We start from the raw sequence: 21,710 nt of genomic DNA, 5'->3' as shown, positions 1-21,710 counted from the left end.
TTGAGCGCCGGTCGACCCTTGAGCGCCATCGGCACCAGCGGTGCCCTGTGCACCCGCGACACCTTGCGCGCCGGTGGAACCTTGAGCGCCGGTCGACCCTTGGGCACCGTCAGAACCAGCCGTGCCCTGAGCACCCGCGACGCCCTGCGCACCAGTCGAACCCTGCGCTCCGTCAGAACCAGCCGTGCCCTGTGCACCAGTGACACCTTGCGCGCCGGTGGAACCTTGAGCGCCGGTCGAACCTTGAGCGCCATCGGAACCAGCGGTGCCCTGCGCACCCGCGACGCCCTGCGCGCCCGTCGAACCCTGGGCGCCGGTCGAACCTTGAGCGCCATCGGAACCAGCGGTGCCCTGCGCACCCGAAATACCCTGCGCACCAGTCGAACCCTGAGCACCGGCCACGCCCTGGGCACCGGTCGAGCCCTGGGCGCCATCAGAACCAGCGGTGCCCTGAGCACCCGTCGAACCTTGAGCGCCGGCCGAGCCCTGGGCGCCATCGGAACCAGCGGTGCCTTGAGCACCCGTGACACCTTGCGCGCCGGTGGAACCTTGAGCGCCGGTCGAACCCTGGGCACCGTCCGAACCAGCCGTGCCCTGCGCACCCGAAACACCCTGCGCACCAGTCGAACCCTGAGCACCGGTCGAACCTTGAGCACCAGTCGAACCCTGGGCTCCATCCGAACCAACCGAGCCTTGAGCACCGGCCACGCCCTGGGCACCGGTCGAGCCCTGGGCGCCATCAGAACCAGCGGTGCCCTGCGCACCAGTCGAACCCTGCGCACCGTCCGAACCAGCGGTGCCCTGAGCACCCGTCGAACCTTGAGCGCCGGCCGAGCCCTGGGCGCCATCGGAACCAGCGGTGCCTTGAGCACCCGTGACACCTTGCGCGCCGGTGGAACCTTGAGCGCCGGTCGAACCCTGGGCACCGTCCGAACCAGCCGTGCCCTGTGCACCCGAAACACCCTGCGCACCGGTCGAACCCTGGGCGCCATCGGAACCAGCCGTGCCCTGTGCACCCGAAACACCCTGCGCGCCAGTCGAACCCTGGGCACCGGTCGAACCCTGGGCGCCATCGGAACCAGCCGTGCCCTGCGTACCCGAAACACCCTGCGCACCAGTCGAACCCTGAGCACCGGTCGAGCCCTGGGCGCCCGTCGAACCCTGGGCGCCATCGGAACCAGCGGTGCCCTGCGCACCGGCCACACCTTGAGCACCGGTCGACCCTTGAGCGCCGGCCGAGCCCTGGGCACCGTCGGAACCAGCGGTGCCCTGCGCGCCCGAAACACCCTGCGCACCAGTCGAACCCTGAGCGCCGGTCGAACCTTGGGCACCGTCCGAACCGGCGGTGCCCTGGGCACCGGCCACACCTTGCGCGCCGGTAGAACCTTGAGCACCAGTCGAACCTTGAGCGCCATCGGAACCAGCGGTGCCCTGAGCACCCGAAACACCCTGCGCACCAGTCGAACCCTGAGCACCAGTCGAACCTTGGGCACCATCGGAACCAGCGGTGCCCTGGGCACCGGCCACACCTTGCGCACCAGTCGAACCTTGAGCACCAGTCGAACCCTGGGCTCCATCCGAACCAACCGAGCCTTGAGCACCGGCCACGCCCTGGGCACCGGTCGAGCCCTGGGCGCCATCAGAACCAGCGGTGCCCTGCGCACCAGTCGAACCCTGCGCACCGTCCGAACCAGCGGTGCCCTGAGCACCCGTCGAACCCTGAGCGCCGGCCGAGCCCTGGGCGCCATCAGAACCAGCGGTGCCCTGAGCACCCGTCGAACCTTGAGCGCCGGTGGAACCTTGAGCGCCGGTCGAACCCTGGGCACCGTCCGAACCAGCCGTGCCCTGTGCACCCGAAACACCCTGCGCACCGGTCGAACCCTGGGCGCCATCGGAACCAGCCGTGCCCTGTGCACCCGAAACACCCTGCGCGCCAGTCGAACCCTGGGCACCGGTCGAACCCTGGGCGCCATCGGAACCAGCCGTGCCCTGCGTACCCGAAACACCCTGCGCACCAGTCGAACCCTGAGCACCGGTCGAGCCCTGGGCGCCCGTCGAACCCTGGGCGCCATCGGAACCAGCGGTGCCCTGCGCACCGGCCACACCTTGAGCACCGGTCGACCCTTGAGCGCCGGCCGAGCCCTGGGCACCGTCGGAACCAGCGGTGCCCTGCGCGCCCGAAACACCCTGCGCACCAGTCGAACCCTGAGCGCCGGTCGAACCTTGGGCACCGTCCGAACCGGCGGTGCCCTGGGCACCGGCCACACCTTGCGCGCCGGTAGAACCTTGAGCACCAGTCGAACCTTGAGCGCCATCGGAACCAGCGGTGCCCTGAGCACCCGAAACACCCTGCGCACCAGTCGAACCCTGAGCACCAGTCGAACCTTGGGCACCATCGGAACCAGCGGTGCCCTGAGCACCCGAAACACCCTGCGCACCAGTCGAACCTTGAGCACCAGTCGAACCCTGGGCTCCATCCGAACCAACCGAGCCTTGAGCACCGGCCACGCCCTGGGCACCGGTCGAGCCCTGGGCGCCATCAGAACCAGCGGTGCCCTGCGCACCAGTCGAACCCTGCGCACCGTCCGAACCAGCGGTGCCCTGAGCACCCGTCGAACCCTGAGCGCCGGCCGAGCCCTGGGCGCCATCAGAACCAGCGGTGCCCTGAGCACCCGTCGAACCTTGAGCGCCGGTGGAACCTTGAGCACCGGTCGAACCCTGGGCACCGTCCGAACCAGCCGTGCCCTGAGCACCCGAAACACCCTGAGCACCCGTCGAACCCTGAGCACCGGTCGAACCGGCCGTGCCCTGCGCACCCGAAACACCCTGCGCACCCGTCGAACCCTGAGCACCGGTCGAACCGGCCGTGCCCTGCGCACCCGTGACACCTTGAGCGCCGGTCGAACCCTGAGCACCGTCCGAACCAGCGGTGCCCTGCGCACCCGAAATACCCTGCGCACCAGTCGAACCCTGAGCACCGGTCGAACCCTGAGCGCCATCGGAACCAGCCGTGCCCTGCGCACCCGAAACACCCTGCGCACCCGTCGAACCCTGGGCACCGGTCGAACCTTGAGCGCCGGTCGAGCCCTGGGCGCCATCGGAACCAGCCGTGCCTTGAGCACCGGCCACGCCCTGGGCACCGGTCGAACCTTGAGCACCGTCCGAACCAGCGGTGCCCTGTGCACCCGTGACACCCTGCGCACCAGTCGAACCCTGAGCACCGGTCGAACCTTGAGCACCAGTCGAACCCTGGGCTCCATCCGAACCAACCGAGCCTTGAGCACCGGCCACGCCCTGGGCACCGGTCGAGCCCTGGGCGCCATCAGAACCAGCGGTGCCCTGCGCACCAGTCGAACCCTGCGCACCGTCCGAACCAGCGGTGCCCTGAGCACCCGTCGAACCCTGCGCACCGTCCGAACCAGCGGTGCCCTGAGCACCCGTCGAGCCCTGAGCGCCGGCCGAGCCCTGGGCGCCATCGGAACCAGCGGTGCCTTGAGCACCCGTGACACCTTGCGCGCCGGTGGAACCTTGAGCGCCATCGGAACCAGCGGTGCCCTGCGCACCCGAAATACCCTGCGCACCGGTCGAACCCTGAGCACCGGTCGAACCGGCCGTGCCCTGCGCACCCGTGACACCTTGAGCGCCGGTCGAACCCTGAGCGCCATCGGAACCAGCCGTGCCCTGAGCACCCGAAACACCCTGCGCACCAGTCGAACCCTGAGCACCGGTCGAACCCTGAGCGCCATCGGAACCAGCCGTGCCCTGAGCACCCGAAACACCCTGCGCACCAGTCGAACCCTGGGCACCGGTCGACCCTTGAGCGCCGGCCGAGCCCTGGGCGCCATCGGAACCAGCGGTGCCTTGAGCACCCGTGACACCTTGCGCGCCGGCCACACCTTGAGCACCGGTCGAACCCTGGGCACCGGTCGAACCCTGAGCGCCGGCCGAGCCCTGGGCGCCATCGGAACCAGCGGTGCCTTGAGCACCCGTGACACCTTGCGCGCCGGTGGAACCTTGAGCACCGGTCGAACCCTGGGCACCGGTCGAACCCTGGGCACCGGTCGAACCTTGAGCGCCATCGGAACCAGCCGTGCCCTGAGCACCCGAAACACCCTGCGCACCAGTCGAACCCTGGGCACCGGTCGAACCTTGAGCGCCGGTCGAGCCCTGGGCGCCATCGGAACCAGCGGTGCCTTGAGCACCGGCCACGCCCTGGGCACCGGTCGAACCTTGAGCACCGTCCGAACCAGCGGTGCCCTGTGCACCCGTGACACCTTGCGCGCCGGTCGAACCTTGAGCACCAGTCGAACCCTGGGCTCCATCCGAACCAACCGAGCCTTGAGCACCGGCCACGCCCTGGGCACCGGTCGAGCCCTGGGCGCCATCAGAACCAGCGGTGCCCTGCGCACCAGTCGAACCCTGCGCACCGTCCGAACCAGCGGTGCCCTGAGCACCCGTCGAACCCTGCGCACCGTCCGAACCAGCGGTGCCCTGAGCACCCGTCGAGCCCTGAGCGCCGGCCGAGCCCTGGGCGCCATCGGAACCAGCGGTGCCTTGAGCACCCGTGACACCTTGCGCGCCGGTGGAACCTTGAGCGCCATCGGAACCAGCGGTGCCCTGCGCACCCGAAATACCCTGCGCACCGGTCGAACCCTGAGCACCGGTCGAACCGGCCGTGCCCTGAGCACCCGAAACACCCTGCGCACCCGTCGAACCCTGAGCACCGGTCGAACCCTGAGCGCCATCGGAACCAGCCGTGCCCTGAGCACCCGAAACACCCTGCGCACCAGTCGAACCCTGAGCACCGGTCGAACCTTGAGCGCCGGTCGAGCCCTGAGCGCCATCGGAACCAGCGGTGCCTTGAGCACCCGTGACACCTTGCGCGCCGGTGGAACCTTGAGCACCGGTCGAACCAGCGGTGCCCTGAGCACCCGTCGAACCCTGAGCGCCGGCCGAGCCCTGGGCGCCATCGGAACCAGCGGTGCCTTGAGCACCCGTGACACCTTGCGCGCCGGCCACACCTTGAGCACCGGTCGAACCCTGGGCACCGGTCGAACCCTGAGCGCCGGTCGAACCTTGAGCGCCATCGGAACCAGCGGTGCCCTGAGCACCCGAAACACCCTGCGCACCAGTCGAACCCTGAGCACCGGTCGAACCGGCCGTGCCCTGCGCACCCGTGACACCCTGAGCACCGGTCGAACCCTGAGCGCCATCGGAACCAGCCGTGCCCTGAGCACCCGAAACACCCTGCGCACCCGTCGAACCCTGAGCACCGGTCGAACCCTGAGCGCCATCGGAACCAACCGTGCCCTGCGCACCCGAAACACCCTGCGCACCAGTCGAACCCTGAGCACCGGTCGAACCCTGGGCACCATCCGAACCAACCGAGCCTTGAGCACCCGAAACACCCTGCGCACCCGTCGAACCCTGAGCACCCGTCGAACCCTGCGTACCAGTCGACCCTTGAGCACCGGTCGAACCCTGGGCGCCATCAGAACCAGCCGTGCCCTGAGCACCCGTGACACCTTGAGCGCCGGCCGAGCCCTGGGCGCCATCGGAACCAGCCGTGCCCTGAGCACCGGCCAGACCTTGAGCTCCGGTCGAGCCCTGGGCGCCGGTCGAGCCCTGGGCACCGTCCGAACCAGCGGTGCCCTGCGCACCCGTGACACCTTGAGCGCCGGCCGAACCCTGGGCGCCAGTCGAACCCTGAGCGCCGGCCGAGCCCTGGGCACCGTCGGAACCAGCGGTGCCCTGAGCGCCCGAAACACCCTGAGCGCCGGTCGAACCCTGGGCACCCTCGGAACCAGCGGTGCCCTGAGCGCCCGAAACACCCTGAGCGCCGGTCGAACCCTGGGCACCATCAGAACCAGCGGTGCCCTGCGCACCCGAAACACCCTGCGCACCAGTCGAACCCTGAGCACCCGCCGAACCTTGAGCGCCATCAGAACCAGCCGTGCCCTGCGCACCCGAAACACCCTGCGCGCCGGTGGAACCCTGAGCGCCCGCCGAACCCTGGGCGCCATCAGAACCAGCCGTGCCCTGAGCACCCGTGACACCTTGCGCGCCGGCCGAGCCCTGGGCGCCATCAGAACCAGCCGTGCCCTGCGCACCCGAAACACCCTGCGCGCCGGCGGAACCCTGAGCGCCCGCCGAACCCTGGGCGCCATCAGAACCAGCCGTGCCCTGTGCACCCGTGACACCTTGCGCGCCGGCCGAGCCCTGGGCGCCATCGGAACCAGCGGTGCCCTGAGCACCCGTGACACCCTGCGCGCCGGTGGAACCCTGAGCGCCCGCCGAACCCTGCGCGCCAGTCGAACCCTGAGCGCCGGCCGAGCCCTGGGCACCGTCGGAACCAGCGGTGCCCTGAGCGCCCGAAACACCCTGCGCACCAGTCGAACCCTGGGCGCCATCAGAACCAGCCGTGCCCTGTGCACCCGTGACACCCTGCGCGCCGGCCGAGCCCTGGGCGCCATCAGAACCAGCCGTGCCCTGAGCACCCGTGACACCCTGCGCGCCGGTGGAACCCTGAGCGCCCGCCGAACCCTGGGCGCCATCGGAACCAGCCGTGCCCTGAGCACCCGAAACACCCTGCGCACCAGTCGAACCCTGAGCACCAGTCGAACCCTGCGCACCGTCCGAACCAGCCGTGCCCTGAGCACCCGTCGAACCCTGCGCGCCAGTCGAACCCTGCGCACCGTCCGAACCGGCGGTGCCCTGGGCACCGGCCACACCTTGAGCACCGGCCGAGCCCTGGGCGCCATCAGAACCAGCGGTGCCCTGAGCACCCGAAACACCCTGCGCACCAGTCGAACCCTGCGCGCCAGTCGAACCCTGCGCGCCCGTCGAGCCCTGGGCGCCATCAGAACCAGCGGTGCCCTGAGCACCCGAAACACCCTGGGCACCGGTCGAACCCTGCGCACCATCGGAACCAGCCGCGCCCTGCGCACCCGAAACACCCTGCGCACCAGTCGAACCCTGAGCACCGTCCGAACCAGCCGTGCCCTGAGCACCGGCCACACCTTGAGCACCGACCGAGCCCTGGGCGCCAGTCGAACCCTGCGCACCGTCCGAACCAGCCGTGCCCTGAGCACCGGCCAGACCTTGAGCTCCGGTCGAGCCCTGCGCACCAGTCGAACCCTGCGCTCCAGTCGAACCCTGCGCACCGTCCGAACCGGCGGTGCCCTGGGCACCGGCCACACCTTGAGCACCGGTCGAGCCCTGGGCGCCATCAGAACCAGCCGTGCCCTGCGCACCCGAAACACCCTGCGCACCAGTCGAACCCTGAGCACCCGTCGAACCCTGCGCACCGTCCGAACCGGCCGTGCCCTGAGCACCGGTCGAGCCCTGGGCACCGGTCGAACCCTGGGCACCATCAGAACCAGCGGTGCCCTGGGCACCCGAAACACCCTGCGCACCAGTCGAACCCTGGGCGCCATCAGAACCAGCCGTGCCCTGTGCACCCGTGACACCTTGCGCGCCGGCCGAGCCCTGGGCGCCATCAGAACCAGCCGTGCCCTGAGCACCCGTGACACCTTGCGCGCCGGTGGAACCCTGAGCGCCCGCCGAACCCTGAGCGCCAGTCGAACCCTGAGCACCGGTCGAACCTTGAGCGCCATCAGAACCAGCGGTTCCCTGGGCACCCGAAACACCCTGCGCGCCAGTCGAACCCTGCGCACCCGTCGAACCTTGGGTACCCGTCGAACCCTGCGCACCCGTCGAACCCTGAGCACCCGTCGAACCCTGAGCTCCGGTCGAACCCTGAACACCAGTCGAACCCTGCGCACCCTGAGCACCCTGAGGCCCCTGAGCGCCCTGGGGACCCCGCGGATGCCACGGAGGCCACGGAATCCAGGGAGGCTTCGGAGGCCTCCATCTAGGGGGGACCGGGCTGCCTGGGGTGCCCGGATACAAATTGGGCGGTCGTGGCGCCGGCGGAGGAGGGTTCGATGCAGAGCCAGGCCCAGGTGCTGATTCCGTGGGAGCGCCCCGGGGTGGTTGTGCCGTGACTGGTTTCGGTTTGGGTTGGCCAGGGCCGGGGTTCGGTTCACCCGGTCGCGCATAAGCAACTGGGTTGCTCACTGCTCCAGCAGTCGTGGACGCCACCACGACCGCGAACATCGCCTTGGACAACGCCCGACGCAAAGAACGCTGTTGTTTCCGATGGCGCGCCATTGACCCAACCTCATTCCTGGGCCCCAACCAACCCCGCTCGCAGTCTCCCTACGCGCGCTCCCACACCTGGCCTGCAGCTAATTTAGAGCAGCCGCGTCAATTTCGCGACGGATCTCACAGATCAGTCCACAACCAGACTCCGCGCACTGGCCGGCACTCAGCCAGCAAACCCGCGTCTGGACCGCGGCTTCGGCGCCGACGGTCAGCGCCGAATCACTGCACAGCGCCTCTGCCTCTCGACTTCGTTCGCGGGATGCATCGTCAGCGCCGTATTTGAACTAATCGCACACCTTTTCGCGCCGAAGGTTGGATCATCTGGTTCGCCGGGGAACATCACGAGCCTGGGCAGCACGGCCAGGGCGTTGGTTCGCTCCAGCCACTCGCAGCCTGGCACCACGCAGGACATCGGTGGGCCCCGGCCGGATCAGCACTCAGCGACGGGATTGGAATGTCATTCGATTTGATTAAGGTCTGCATTTTCGGGCTTACCGATACCAGCAGCCTCGATAGAATCCGCGTTGCGGATGCCTACAAATCGGAGGCCGATCGTTTTGACATTCTTGCATTCGCTGCGTCGGCCGACTTCAGCGAAATCGTCGCACAATACCGACCCCAAGTATTCGTTACGTTCGGCGAGAATCAGGAATCTTTCCCCGAGCTCATGGATGCGCCCATGGAAATTCGTAAACGATGGCTGCATTTCGCTGCAGACTACAATGATTTTGGCAATGTTGCACAGCAGGTTCTTTTCAATTACGTCGCCAACGCAGTAGAACGCAGGTTCCCGGATCAGCCACTGGTTAGCATCTTCACTGCCGCTCACCGTACCGGCCCAAAGATTGACCGGCCCCATTCCTCGCTACTTTCGCAGTCATACACGAACTGGGAATGGGTAATTTACGACGATTCTCCCGATGACGGCAAGACTTTCGACGAACTGCGAGAACTGGCGCGTCGAGATCACCGCATCAGCGTGCACCGCGGCGATCGTGCGCTCGGTTCAATCGGTGAAGTCAAGCGACGGGCGTGCGCTCTCACCACTGGCGATCTTCTACTTGAACTGGACCACGACGACGAGTTGCTCCCACACGCTCTGTCGCATCTCGTTGAAGCGCACCGTACCTATCCGGACGCCGGCTTTTTCTACTCGGATTGTGCTGACATCTTCGAAAGCGGCGAGAACGCAAAATTCCCCGACGGCTGGGGATTTGGATTCGGGAGCTATCGAAGCGAGTTCCACAAGGGTGCCCTTTACCTCGTCGCGAACTCTCCCGAAGTCAACTCGAAGACCATTCGGCATATCGTCTCCGCACCCAACCACTTCCGGGCCTGGACACGCAGCGCCTACTTCGCAGCGGGTGGCTACAGCCCCGAACTGCATACATGCGAAGACTACGAGCTCATTCTGCGCACTTTTCTCTCCACGCGTATGTGTCATATCAAGAGATGGGGATATATTCAGTACTACAACAATGAGTCAAGCGGAAACACTCAGCGGACCAGAAACCCCGAGATACAGCGCCTTGTTCGCGCATTCATGCTGCATCATAACGCCAGCATTCACGAACGATTCGTGGAACTAGGGGTGGATGACTTCATCTGGCGCGAGCACGGGGTCCTCGACTGGGACATGGAGAACCCAAAAAGCGCGCCCTACGCGAACTATATCTACTGACTGGTCGTCGACTGTCTGTACCCCACGAACGACAGTGCAAATCAAGGAGAATTTCGTGGCATCACTCGCTCCCGGCGATACCGTCCCCTTCTACGGGGCAGCGGCGCGGATCACGGATATCCGACTGCGGGACAACCAAATTCAGTATCTGGTTGAAAGCGGCGACGCGCGCATGCCGATGTGGCTGCCAGAAACCGCTCTACACCCAGCACACGACCACAGCGCGTCAGCCTTTGTGCATCATGTACCGCACGTCGTGGCCGTCGATAATTTCTACTCCGACCCGGACGCCGTACGCGCCATCGCCTTGGCCCAGAACTACAACGAAGACTTGCGTTTCTACAAGGGGCTTCGATCGGATCAGCGCTTCCTGTGGCCGCACTTGCGCGAAGAGTTCGGACGACTCCTCGGTACGCCGGTTACGGAATGGCTGGGCCACAACGCCAACGGTTGCTTCCAACAGACCAGCCACAGCGACCCACTAGTGTGGCACCACGACAGCCAAAGTTACGCTGCCGCCGTTTATCTCACTCCCGATGCACCACCTTCCAGCGGTACCAGTTTTTGGCGCGACCGTACTCACGGTTGCCGCCGCAGGCCCGATCACCCCTTCGAACGACAGCGACTCGGGACCGACGCTGCCGTGGCAGCCGCGCAATCAATTGTTTACGACCCGTACAACATTGAGCACGGCGACAATTGGGAGTTGATGGAGTCGATTGCCGGCCTGTACAACCGACTGGTCATCTGGGATGCAGCACTATTCCATTCGGCGACCTCGTACGCCCATTTCGAGGCAGACAGCGACATACCCCGCCGCCTCGTTCAACTATTCTTTTTCGACATCTAGAACTGCTCAGAAAACGCTCCGGATGCAGAGAACTTCGTCGAGGGTAGCGGTGGCGTCAGCCTGATCTAAGCGCGTTGTGTCGACCATCGCCGGGCCATCTGCGTCCACGTCGGTCAAGACGTAGCGGGTGGTGTCGGGTGTGCGACGCGCCTCCTGCTCGGACGCGCACACACCAGTCAACTTGTCCGCATCGCCATAGTTGATACCCACCTGGCGCACGCGCGGCTCGGCTTCCAATACCCCGATGAGTCTGGTGATCAAGTCCTCGGGCGCAAAGAACTGCCAGCCCTCTCCCAAGTGCAGCCAGAACCGCCCATGAATCCGCGTTCGAAGCTGCGCCATCTGCGATGCCCGACCGTCACCGCCACAATCAGCAAATTCCAGGAACCCATAACGGTCCTCGAGGAGCCGACGGTCGGTGTCGGACAAACCAGCGTCGACCACAATGAACCGTCCGGCCCGCGACACATCGGTGCAGCACTGCAAAAACGAGTTCAGCGTCCGCTCCGTGACGGCGAGGTCTGGTCCGGCGATCAGACTGACCGTTACGTCCGACTCCCGGGAAGTCGTGACAAGACTGCCGGCCACCTCAGCGGGATATGACGAGGCTGCATCGAGCAAGGCCGGTACCGAAAAGTCGCGGTTGCCCGCAATCTCTTGTCGACGTCCCTCTGGGATATCGCGCCGCGTAAGCAAATGTCGGCACAGCGCAAACGCTTCCGCGTGCTTGCCTATCCACGACGCACACACGGCCTGCTCGTCCATCGCGCACCACGAATAGACGTCCGCGAAAACAAACAAATTGTCGTCCTCAGGGAGCGGGATTTGGGCGGCCCGCTCAGCGAACAGATAGCCGAGCTGATAGTCCCGCTCAACTCGATAATGAACGGCAATATGGTAGAGCGGCTCGGCCCGGGTCGGCCGAAACGCCCAGGCCCGCAGGTACGCGTCTTGGATGTCCGGCCAAGGCCGCCCCAGATGTGCCATGCACTGCGCGACCCGATTCAGCGAGTAATAGACCTCTTCCTCCCAGCCGCCCATATCGGCCCGCCGCTGATACCACGTGTACGCGTGGATGTAGTCACCTGCGTCGAAGTAGCTCTGCGCCAGATAGAACACCGACCGCGAGTCTTGCGGGTTGCGCTCAACTTCGGCCAGCAACATCTGCGCGTCACGCACATACCGTTGAGGATCCTTACTTTGGGCACCGAGACGACGGGAGTCGACGTAGTAGTCGCCGTCAAGGCGGGCCCACGAAACGTTGGGTTCGTCGCACGCGAGGTACGCGTGGATAACGCCGACGCAGCGGACGGGCAGCCCGCTGCGGATCAGCTGGGGCCGCCAGTAGGTAAAGCCTGACCCGACGCGCAGGCTGTAGATGTCGGCATCCAGCTGCGTGAAGTCGGGTGCGCCGATGAAAACGTCATCAGCGTCCATCCACAACCGATATTCCCCGTGACCCTGAGCGAGAGCCATCGCCTCAGTCTGATTGTGGCCGAAATTGCGCCAGGGCCGTTCGTGGAGCTCACCCGGTATGCCGAGGCCGGCCATGTGGTTTCTGATCGTGTCTTGGGTGCCGTCAGTCGAGCCGGTATCCACGATCACCCATGTGCTGATGTACGGCGCGCATACGTCCAGCACTTGCCGAACTATGTGGGCCTCGTCCTTGACGATCATGTTCAAGCAGATCGCCGGGCGCTCAGACATCAGCCCAGCCGTCGCGTCCGACCATCTGGTCTTGTTTTCCCAGGATGACGCACTTCACGGGCTCATCGTGACACAAGCGCCACGTCAATTTCCCAATTACTGACGCCAACGTCAAGAATGGGGTGATTTCCCCCTCAACGACATCCAGTGACCAGCCTCACATCAATGCAAAACCGCTGTTCCCGGCGTTTTCGATGGCCTTCAACCGGTTCCGATCAACTACTGGGTCGGTCGCGCGAAAAATATTGCTCTGTACCACTTTGCGCTGAAGTTACCCGGCGGTATAGTTAGCCGCAGTTACTGGTGGGTAACTTAGCCCTGAGTACCCAACCGACAGTTCCATCTCATCGAGGAGAAATCGTGGGCCACTACAAGAGCAACGTCCGTGACCAGGTGTTCAACCTGTTCGAGGTCTTCGGCGTAGACAAGGCGATGGGCGAAGGCAAGTTCGCCGACCTGGACGCCGACACCGCCGGGGAAATGCTCAACGAGATCGCGCGCCTCGCTGAGGGCCCGATCGCCGATTCGTTCGCCGACGGCGACCGCAACCCGCCGGTCTTCGACCCCGCGACTCACACCGTCACCCTGCCCGAGCCCTTCAAGAAGTCGATGCGCGCACTGCTCGACGGCGGCTGGGACAAGGTCGGTCTGAAAGAGGAGCTCGGCGGCATGCCGATGCCCCGCGCGCTGCAGTGGGCCCTGATCGAGCACGTCCTCGGCGCCAACCCGGCCGCCTACATGTACGCCATGGGCTCGGGCATGTGCGAAATCTTCTACAACAACGGCACCGACGAGCAGAAGAAGTGGGCCGTCCTCGCTGCCGAGCGCGGCTGGGGCGCCACCATGGTGCTGACCGAGCCCGACGCCGGCTCTGACGTGGGCGCCGGCCGCACCAAGGCCACCCAGCAGGCCGACGGCACCTGGCACATCGACGGTGTGAAGCGATTCATCACCTCGGCGGACTCGGACGACCTGTTCGAAAACATCATGCACCTGGTGCTGGCCCGCCCCGAGGGCGCCGGCCCGGGCACCAAGGGTCTGTCGCTGTTCTTCGTGCCGAAGTTCCACTTCGACCCCGAGACCGGTGAGCCCGGCGAGCGCAACGGTGCCTTCGTCACCAACGTCGAGCACAAGATGGGCCTGAAGGTTTCGGCCACCTGTGAGCTGACGCTCGGCCAGCACGGCACCCCCGCCGTCGGTTGGCTCGTCGGCGAGGTGCACAACGGCATTGCGCAGATGTTCGACGTCATCGAGCAGGCTCGCATGATGGTCGGCACCAAGGCCATCGCGACCCTCTCGACCGGCTACCTGAACGCTCTCGAGTACGCCAAGACCCGCATCCAGGGTGCTGACCTGACCCAGATGATGGACAAGACCGCGCCGCGCGTCACGATCATGCATCACCCCGACGTTCGCCGGGCGCTGCTGACCCAGAAGGCCTACGCCGAGGGCCTCCGCGCCGTGTACCTGTACACCGCGTCGTTCCAGGACCCCGAGGTCGCCAAGGCCGTCCACGGTGTGGACGCCGAGCTGGCCTTCAAGGTCAACGACCTGATGCTCCCGATCGTCAAGGGCGTCGGCTCCGAGCGGGCCTACGAGAAGCTCACCGAGTCGCTGCAGACCTTCGGTGGTTCCGGCTTCCTGCAGGACTACCCGGTCGAGCAGTACATCCGTGACGCCAAGATCGACTCGCTGTACGAAGGCACCACCGCCATCCAGGCGCAGGACTTCTTCTTCCGCAAGATCATCCGCGACAAGGGCCAGGCTCTGGCGTTCGTCGCCGGCGAGATCGAATCGCTGATCAAGAACCAGGACGGCAACGGCCGCCTGAAGGCCGAGCGCGAGCTCCTCGCGACCGCCCTGGGCGACGTGCAGGGCATGGCCGCCACCCTGACCGGCTACCTGATGGCCGCTCAGGAGGACCCGAAGTCCATCTACAAGGTGGGCCTGGGTTCGGTTCGCTTCCTGCTCGCCGTCGGTGACCTGGTCATCGGCTGGCTGCTGCTGAAGCAGGCCGCGGTTGCCATCAAGGCGCTGGACGAAGGCGCCGCCGGCGACGAGCGTGCCTTCTACGAGGGCAAGATCGCATCGGCTTCGTTCTTCGCCAAGAACATGCTGCCGCTGCTCACCAGCACCCGGGCCGTTCTCGAATCCATCGACAACGAGACCATGGAGCTGGACGAAGCGTCCTTCTGATCCTCAGCAAGAAAACAGCTGCCCCCGGCATTCGCCGGGGGCAGCTGTTTTTGCACCGGCTTTTCCCGCCCGGCCCCCCGGTAACATCGGCCGCGTGAAATTGGCTGTTCTCGGGCCGATCCGCGTCCTGCGGGACGATGCGCCGATTGACCTGGGGACGCCCCGCCAGCGCGCCGTGGTCGCTGCACTCGCGTTGGCGCAGGGCGAACGGATCTCGGTCGAGACCCTCGCCCACCGGGTGTGGGGCCCCTGCCCGCCCGCCTCGGCGACGGCCACCCTGCACAGCTACATCGGCAAGTTGCGTCGCATCCTGGAACCCGAGCGCGGTCCCCGTGAGGCGGCGGCCGTGCTCGTTCGGGAACACGGCGGCTATGCGCTGCGCATCCCGCCGGCCGACCGTGACGACGTCGCCCTACAACGGACGGTGACCGCGGCCCGCGCCACGTTGACCGAACTCGTCGACTTCGGCCGCCCGTCCGCGACAGGACCGGCCGCCGCGCGGGTCGAGCAGGTCGCGACGGCTCTCGACGACCAATTGTCCCGCTGGCGCGGTGAGCCGTACCCGGAACTCGACGACGACCCAGACACCATCGCGGAGCGGGTGCGGCTCGCCGACCTGTATGCCGCCGCGCGAGAACTGCGGATCGTCGCCGGCCTCGCGGTCGGCGCACACGACGACTTGGTCGGTGACCTCGCCGCCCTGTGCGCCGAGAATCCACTGCACGAACGGTGGTGGTCGCTGTGGGCCGTCGCCCTCTTCCGCAGCGGTCGACTTCCCGACGCTCTGGCCGCACTACAAACGCTGCGCGCCGAACTGGCCGACGAATTGGGACTCGACCCGAGCGAGTCGGTCCGCACCCTGCAGAGCGCGATCCTGCGCCGCGATCCCACGCTGGCGTGGCCGGGGCCGACTTCCCCATCCGTACCGTCAGCCGCCGCGCCCGCGTCACCCCCGGTCCCCTTCGCGCGACCTCGCTGGCCGCTGGTGGGGCGCGCCGCAGAACAGGTCCGACTCCGGGCCGAAGCCAAGGCGGCCGTTGCGGGCACGCCCGGCGTCGCCGTCATCGTGGGCGAACCCGGCGCCGGCAAAACTCGGCTGCTGGTCGAATTCGCGGAGGACGCCGCCGAGCTGGGCCTGCGGCTCGGGATCGGCCGTTGCCGGGACGCGGACCAGCCCGAACTGTGGCCGCTGGCAGAAGCACTGGCGGGGATTTCCGGCCGCCCGACGCCGTCCCTCTACGAGGAGCTGACCTCCGGTTCCGAGTTCGCGCTGCGCGACCTCGCCGTGCGGGTCGCAACCGAATCCGCGTCGACGATGCCGACGGCTCTCGTGTTCGAAGATCTGCACTGGGCCGGACCGGTGCTGATCCGCGCGCTGACGGCGCTGGCCGAGCGGCTCACCGATCAACGGCTTCTGATCCTCGCGACCACCAGACCGGACCCGGCGGACGGCTCCGAACTGCAGCGGTTCCTGCGCGCCTCGGTCCGCAGACAGCACGGCCGGATCGAACTGGGTCCGCTGCCGCTCGACGCCGTGGAATCCCTGGCCGAAGCGGTCGTCGGGACCGGGATCGGCGACGACCGGGCACAGGCGCTGTGGAACCGGACCGGCGGGAACACGCTGTACCTGGTGGAGCTGCTCCAGAGTGCGGACATGCCCAGCGGCACGCTCGCCGACGTGGTGCTGGAGCGGGTCGAGACACTCCCCGCCGCGACCATCGAGGCGCTGCGCGCGGCCAGCGTGCTCGGCGCCGCGTTCCAGGCCACGGATCTCGCCGCGGTGACGAATACCGCCCCCGCGGATGCGGCCGCACTCCTCGAACCCGCCCGCAGGTCGGGAATCGTGGCCGACACCGGGGCCGGATTCCGATTCGGACACGCGATCGTGCAGGAGGTGATCCACGGTTCACTGGCCACCAATGTGCGCGCGGACCTGCATCGACGCGCGGCGGAAGCCGCCGCGCGGAGCGACCTGACCCGCGCTGACGTGCGGGCGTCGGTACAGCACCACCTACGCTGCGCGGCGACGGTGGATTCCGGTGCCGGCTGGCGCACGCTGGTCGAAACCGCACAGCACGCGCGTTCCGGTGCCCACTACGACGAGGAAGCGGCGCATCTGACGCTGGCGCTCGATTTGCAACGCACCGACCGGACGGCGTCCGCCCGGGAACGCCACGAACTATTGATGCTGGCCACTGACGCGCACCGGTGGTCAGGTGATTGGCAGGGTGTCTCCGACTGCGTGGACGCGGCGACCCTGCTCGTCGACCGGCTCGTCGACCCCGCCGATCGGAGCGCCACCGCGGAGCTGGCGGCACGCACCTTGTCCGCCAACCTCGACGGCGCCCTCTGGCAGGTCAGGCCCTACGGCGAGGTGCACGCCCCGGTGGTCGATGCGCTCACCGAGGTGTTGCCGCATCTGCCGCCGCACCGGGCCGCGGTGCGCAGTCGGGCGCTACTGACCCTCGCCATGGAGCTGTTCTACTCCGGAGACACCCGCCGAATCGACGCGCTGGTGACCGAGGCCCTGAACGTGGCGCGCTCGATCGACGATCCGCGGGTCCGGGTGTCGGTGCACCTGGGCGCATATGTGGCACGGTTCCGGCCGGACGCGGCCGCGGACCGGGCCGAGTACCTACGGCTCGCCCGCGCGGACGTCGACGTACTGGGCGACCCACGGTCGGAGATGCTGGTCGCGACGCTGGCCACCGGCCTGGCCAACGAGGCCGGTGACGCGGCCGCGGTGTGGTCAGGCATTCGGGCGCTCACCAGTCGGCTGCGGTCCGCCGGACTCGGCACAGCCGAGGTGGTGCTGCACACCGTCGCCGCGCCCTGGCACGCGATGGCCGGCGACGAGACGGCGGCAGCCGCGTCGGTACAACGGCTGTTCGAACTCGCCGTCGAGGTGCGCACCCCCAACACCCTTGAAGCCGCCCAGGCCGCGGCCGCGATCGTGGGACTGCACGTCGGCCGGGCACCAGAGCTACTGCCGATGCTCGACGGTTTCCTCCGCGACAGCCAGATCCCGGCCGCATCGACGGTGGCACTGGTGTTACTGCGCAGCGGCGAGCGCGATCGAGCCGCGGCCCTGGTCGACTCCCAGCCGCTGCCCACCGAACGCCACACCTATCTCGCCACCGCGTTCGCCGCGATGAACTGCGAGATCGCGCTGGAACTGGACCGCCCGGCTCTTGCCGTGGACTCCTACCGCTACCTGCAGGACTACACGGGACGGATGGCGACCGCCGGCACCGCGACGGCGATCGGTCCGGTGGATCTGTTCCTCGCGTACGGTGCGGCGGTCACCGGGGATCGCGCGGCAGCCACCGCGTACGCGGACGCGGCAGCCGACCAGGCCCGCCGCTGGGGCCTCGGTCGCGTCGAGGCGCACATCGCCGCGGGCCGGAGCCGGCACGGCTTCTGAACCGGCCCCGGCGCCACCATCTCAGCGCACGAGGGTCGTGCCTACCGTCGTGCCGGCCGGCACCGCGGCGAACGCGGCTCCGTCGAGCTGCAGGAAGCGGCGCCGCCCGATCCGCAGCATGACCCGCAGGGCCAGCGGTGCCTCCGCGAGCAGCTCCGAGGCCAGCGGGTCGGGCAGGTCCTTGAAAGCCCACGGCAACATCTGGGTGAGTTCGCGCGCGCTCATGCCACCGCGCAGCTGCGTGCGTTCGAGGTGGTCCCATTCCGCACCCCCGATCCGCGCCTGCAGCACCGCGTTCGCGGCGCGCTCCTCGTGCGCGAGATGACCGGTCAGGCAGGTGTAGGTCTCATCGAGCGCCCCGGTCAGCTGTTCCCGGTCGGGCGCGCCGGTGCCGATCGTCATCGCCTCCAGGCCCTCACGTACCCGCCGCAGCAGCGGGTCGATCAGGTCGTGTTCGGCGTCCATCGCGTCGAGAACGCCAAGAGCGTGGACGTCATGATCGGCCTCGGCGCGTTCGCGTAGCAGCGGCCAGATGACCACGTCCTCCTTGCGATGGTGATCGTGCAGCACCGTGGACAGCAGATCCCACCGCGCCAACAGCGCGCGCCAGGTGCGCCCGTCGGCGATCGGAGTGCGGCGCGCCGCGACGCAAAAATGCGTCAGATCGCGCCGGAATCCGTAGTGCATGACGTACATCATTCGCAGGTCAGCGGGGCCCACCGGGGCAGCGGCCTGGCCGGGCAACAACACGGTCACAATCACTCCTCTTCATCCGGGATGCCCACCCGGGCGTCCTCGTTCCGGACGATCGCAGAGCGCACTGGTAGTCCACTGGTGGCCGGCTTGTTCCAGGAGCCGGAACGGCCGCACAAGCTTGAGGTTGCAGAGGCCGGGCCGTCAGTCCGGCAGGCGCCGGCTGATCTCGAAGGCCAGGCACAGCTCGGCGACGTCGCGAGGACGGGACAGCGACCGTCCCGTCCGCTCCTCGATGCGGTGCAGCCGGTGCCGAATAGTGTTGGGGTGGCAGAAGATTGCGGCCGCGGCCTCGTTGGCCGAGCCACCGGCGTCGAGCCAGGCCTGGAAGGTCTGGGAGAGGACGGCCCGCTCCTCGGCAGGCAGCCCACGGAGCCCGCCGAGCACCGACTCCTCGATGCGGTTCATCACCTCAGGCGCGCTGACAGCGGCGAAAGCGAGCGGTGCCTCGTCGAAGGCACAGACGAATCCGTCGCGGCTCGGCTTACCGGCGACCGCCAGCCGAGCCAGGCGCAGGCCCTCGCCGGTCTCCGCCAGGCTCGAGAAGGCCGGGCTGAGGCCGACCCGCGCCGTCGCGATCTTGCGCAGTACCTCGACCAGCACGCCGTACGTCGCGTCCTGCCGCAGGTGCACGACGCCGACCTGCAGATCGGGCAACAGGCGCCACGCCGATCGAATGTCGCGGGCCGCGAGCTTGCTCGCAATCTCGGGTAACCCCACCTTGCCGATCGACGGAATCTCAGCTGCCGCAACAACATACGGGCCTGTCGTCGGGAGACCCAGCAGATCGGCTGCCTCCCAGAGGCTTTGGCGGTCGGTGATGCGGCCGAACAGCACCGCCTCGACCAATGCCGAACGTTCCTCTTCCCGGTCCACGATCTGGCTGGTCAGCTGTTCCCGGTAAGCGCCGGTCATCGCCTGGGTGAACTCGTCCTGGCTCAGGAAGATGCGCGCGCTGGCCTCGAGGACGGACTCGGTCGGGATACCGACCTCGCGCGCGGCGGCGACGCTGCTCTCCCACATGAACCGGAAACCGATGCGATAGGCCGTCATCACCGCCGCCAGCGGGATGCCTTCGACGGCCCGCTGCCGACCGGTCGCCTCGGCCGGCGACAGATCCGCCTCGCCATCGCCGCAGAGGGTGTGGAACACGAAAGTCATGTTGGCGACACAACTTTCGCGCACATTGTCGCGCGCTGACGGCGTGCCGCGGTACCCGTCGATCCGACTGTAGATGCGGTCGGCCAGCTGCTCCCCGAGAGCCTCCACGCGCGTGAGCATGATCCGGCTGAGTTCCAGCATGTGCTCGTCCACCCCGGCCATCAGCCAACCTTAGGTGAGGTGCCGATTGTGGTCGGCCACATTCAGCGGTGGCCACTGTTGTTCCCACCACCATCGCCTCTGGGGCCGCGCGGAATCACGCTTGATACATGACCAACCTGAGCCAGAACCTCGTCGCCGGCCGGACCCGTCGGCCCGACCACGTCGCCCTCCGTTGCGACGACCAGACGTACACCTACGCCCAGTTCGACAACGCCGCCGCCCGCGTCGCCACGCTGCTGCAGCAGGCCGGCATCGAGCCCGGCGACCGGGTTGGCGTCATGCTGCCGAACGGGCCGGCATTCGCCGCCGCGTTCTACGGGATTCTGTACGCCGGTGCCGTCGCGGTCCCGATGAACCCGCTGCTCAAGGCGCCGGAGATCGAGTTCTACCTCGCCAACACGACCGCCAGGGCGCTGTTCGCGCCGCCGGCCTTTGCCGACGAAGCGCGGGGCGGTGCCGACGCGGCTGCCGCGGACTGCTGGGTGGTCGACGACGCCGGGTTGGCGGCGCTGGTCGACGGACTCCCCGCGCAGCCCGCGCCGGTCGAGCGCGCCGACGACGACACTGCCGTCGTCCTGCACACGTCAGGGACGACGGGCAAGCCCAAGGGCGCCGAGCTCACCCACGGCGGTCTGGGCCGCAATGCCGACGTCTGCGTGCGGACCCTGCTGAACATCGGGCCCGACGACGTGGTGATGGGCTGCCTGCCGCTCTTCCACGTGTTCGGCCTGACGTGCGGCCTGAACTCGGCGGTGCTCGCCGGAGCGACCCTGAGCCTGCTGCCGCGCTTCGATCCGGCCAAGGCGCTGGAGCTGGTCGCGCGGGACGGCGTCACGATCTTCGAGGGTGTCCCGACGATGTATTCGGCCCTTTTGGCAGCGGCCGGTTCGGCGTCCTCGGTGTCTACCGACACGCTGCGGATCGCGGTCTCGGGCGGCGCCGCGATTCCGGTGCAGGTGCTGCAGGACTTCGAGCAGACCTTCGACTGCCCGGTGCTGGAGGGCTACGGCCTGTCCGAGACCTCGCCGGTGGCTGCGTTCAACCACCCGGACCGTCCGCGCAAGCCCGGCTCGATCGGCACGCCGGTCGAGGGCGTCGAGATGCGCGTCGTCGATACCGACGGCGCCGAGGTGGCCCAGGGTGAGCCCGGGGAGATCGAAATCCGCGGCCACAACGTCATGAAGGGCTACTGGAACCTGCCGGAGGCCACCGCAGAGGCCATCAACGCCGACGGCTGGTTCGCCACCGGCGACATCGCGCGGACCGACGAGGACGGCTACTACTACATCGTCGACCGCAAGAAGGCGCTCATCATCCGCGGCGGTTTCAACGTCTATCCCCGCGAGATCGAAGAAGTCCTCTACACGCACCCCGCGGTCGCCGAGGCGGCTGTGGTGGGCATCCCGCACGACTCGCTCGGCGAGGAGGTCGGCGCCGCCGTCAGCCTCAAGCCCGGCATCGCCGTCGCCGCCGACGAACTCCGCGAGTTCGTCAAGAGCCAGGTGGCCGCCTACAAGTACCCGCGCCGCATCTGGTTCCTCGACGACCTGCCCAAGGGCCCGACCGGGAAGCTCCTCCGCCGCGAAATCACCATCCCCACAATGGATTGA

9 protein-coding genes are annotated in these 21,710 nt (G+C 67.5%); 6 read left to right on the top strand and 3 right to left on the bottom strand.

What is annotated here, in order from left to right:
- The 3 genes from ACWW1C_RS01480 to ACWW1C_RS01470 all read left to right on the top strand — a co-directional run bounded on the left by ACWW1C_RS01480 (position 1) and on the right by ACWW1C_RS01470 (position 10,697).
- Positions 1–7,971 carry a hypothetical protein gene (locus ACWW1C_RS01480; RefSeq protein ID WP_455981775.1) on the top strand — a complete coding sequence of 2,657 codons (7,971 nt, stop codon included), beginning with the start codon at positions 1–3 and terminating at the stop codon, positions 7,969–7,971.
- Between the two features lie 649 nt (positions 7,972–8,620).
- Positions 8,621–9,847, top strand: coding sequence for a glycosyltransferase (locus ACWW1C_RS01475; RefSeq protein WP_455981774.1), 1,227 nt, complete (start codon positions 8,621–8,623; stop codon positions 9,845–9,847).
- 55 nt (positions 9,848–9,902) lie between these two features.
- On the top strand, positions 9,903–10,697 hold the full coding sequence (locus ACWW1C_RS01470; RefSeq protein ID WP_455981773.1) for a DUF6445 family protein: 795 nt from the start codon (positions 9,903–9,905) through the stop codon (positions 10,695–10,697).
- Between the two features lie 6 nt (positions 10,698–10,703).
- Here the strand turns inward: ACWW1C_RS01470 and ACWW1C_RS01465 are convergent, their stop codons facing one another.
- Complete coding sequence (locus ACWW1C_RS01465; RefSeq protein WP_455981772.1) at positions 10,704–12,404, bottom strand: glycosyltransferase; 1,701 nt, start codon at positions 12,402–12,404, stop codon at positions 10,704–10,706.
- 360 nt (positions 12,405–12,764) lie between these two features.
- On the opposite strand from ACWW1C_RS01465, the gene ACWW1C_RS01460 reads away from it, so the two are divergent.
- Entirely contained in the window at positions 12,765–14,600 is a 1,836-nt protein-coding gene (locus tag ACWW1C_RS01460; protein ID WP_455981771.1) for an acyl-CoA dehydrogenase, read from the top strand.
- A 94-nt stretch (positions 14,601–14,694) separates the two neighbouring features.
- Positions 14,695–18,024: a BTAD domain-containing putative transcriptional regulator gene (locus ACWW1C_RS01455; RefSeq protein ID WP_455981770.1), complete on the top strand. Its 3,330-nt coding sequence runs from the start codon at positions 14,695–14,697 to the stop codon at positions 18,022–18,024.
- A 21-nt stretch (positions 18,025–18,045) separates the two neighbouring features.
- On the opposite strand, the gene ACWW1C_RS01450 is transcribed toward ACWW1C_RS01455, so the two are convergent.
- Entirely contained in the window at positions 18,046–18,780 is a 735-nt protein-coding gene (locus tag ACWW1C_RS01450) for a hemerythrin domain-containing protein (RefSeq protein WP_455981769.1), read from the bottom strand.
- Between the two features lie 141 nt (positions 18,781–18,921).
- On the bottom strand, positions 18,922–20,100 hold the full coding sequence (locus tag ACWW1C_RS01445) for a PucR family transcriptional regulator (RefSeq protein ID WP_455981768.1): 1,179 nt from the start codon (positions 20,098–20,100) through the stop codon (positions 18,922–18,924).
- Between the two features lie 107 nt (positions 20,101–20,207).
- Here ACWW1C_RS01445 and ACWW1C_RS01440 point away from each other — a divergent pair, with 107 nt between their 5' ends.
- Positions 20,208–21,710: a long-chain-fatty-acid--CoA ligase gene (locus ACWW1C_RS01440; RefSeq protein WP_455981767.1), complete on the top strand. Its 1,503-nt coding sequence runs from the start codon at positions 20,208–20,210 to the stop codon at positions 21,708–21,710.

This window comes from Mycobacterium sp. HM-7, assembly GCF_053852335.1.
Note: the sequence above shows the minus strand (reverse complement) of the source record. Positions and strands in the feature narration are given on the sequence as shown.

Excerpts from the sequence above, each read along its gene's own strand:
- ACWW1C_RS01445 (WP_455981768.1), bottom strand. The coding sequence starts at position 20,100 with ATGGCCGGGGTGGACGAGCACATGCTGGAACTCAGCCGGATCATGCTC.
- ACWW1C_RS01440 (WP_455981767.1), top strand. The coding sequence starts at position 20,208 with ATGACCAACCTGAGCCAGAACCTCGTCGCCGGCCGGACCCGTCGGCCC.
- ACWW1C_RS01465 (WP_455981772.1), bottom strand. The coding sequence starts at position 12,404 with ATGTCTGAGCGCCCGGCGATCTGCTTGAACATGATCGTCAAGGACGAG.
- ACWW1C_RS01475 (WP_455981774.1), top strand. The coding sequence starts at position 8,621 with ATGTCATTCGATTTGATTAAGGTCTGCATTTTCGGGCTTACCGATACC.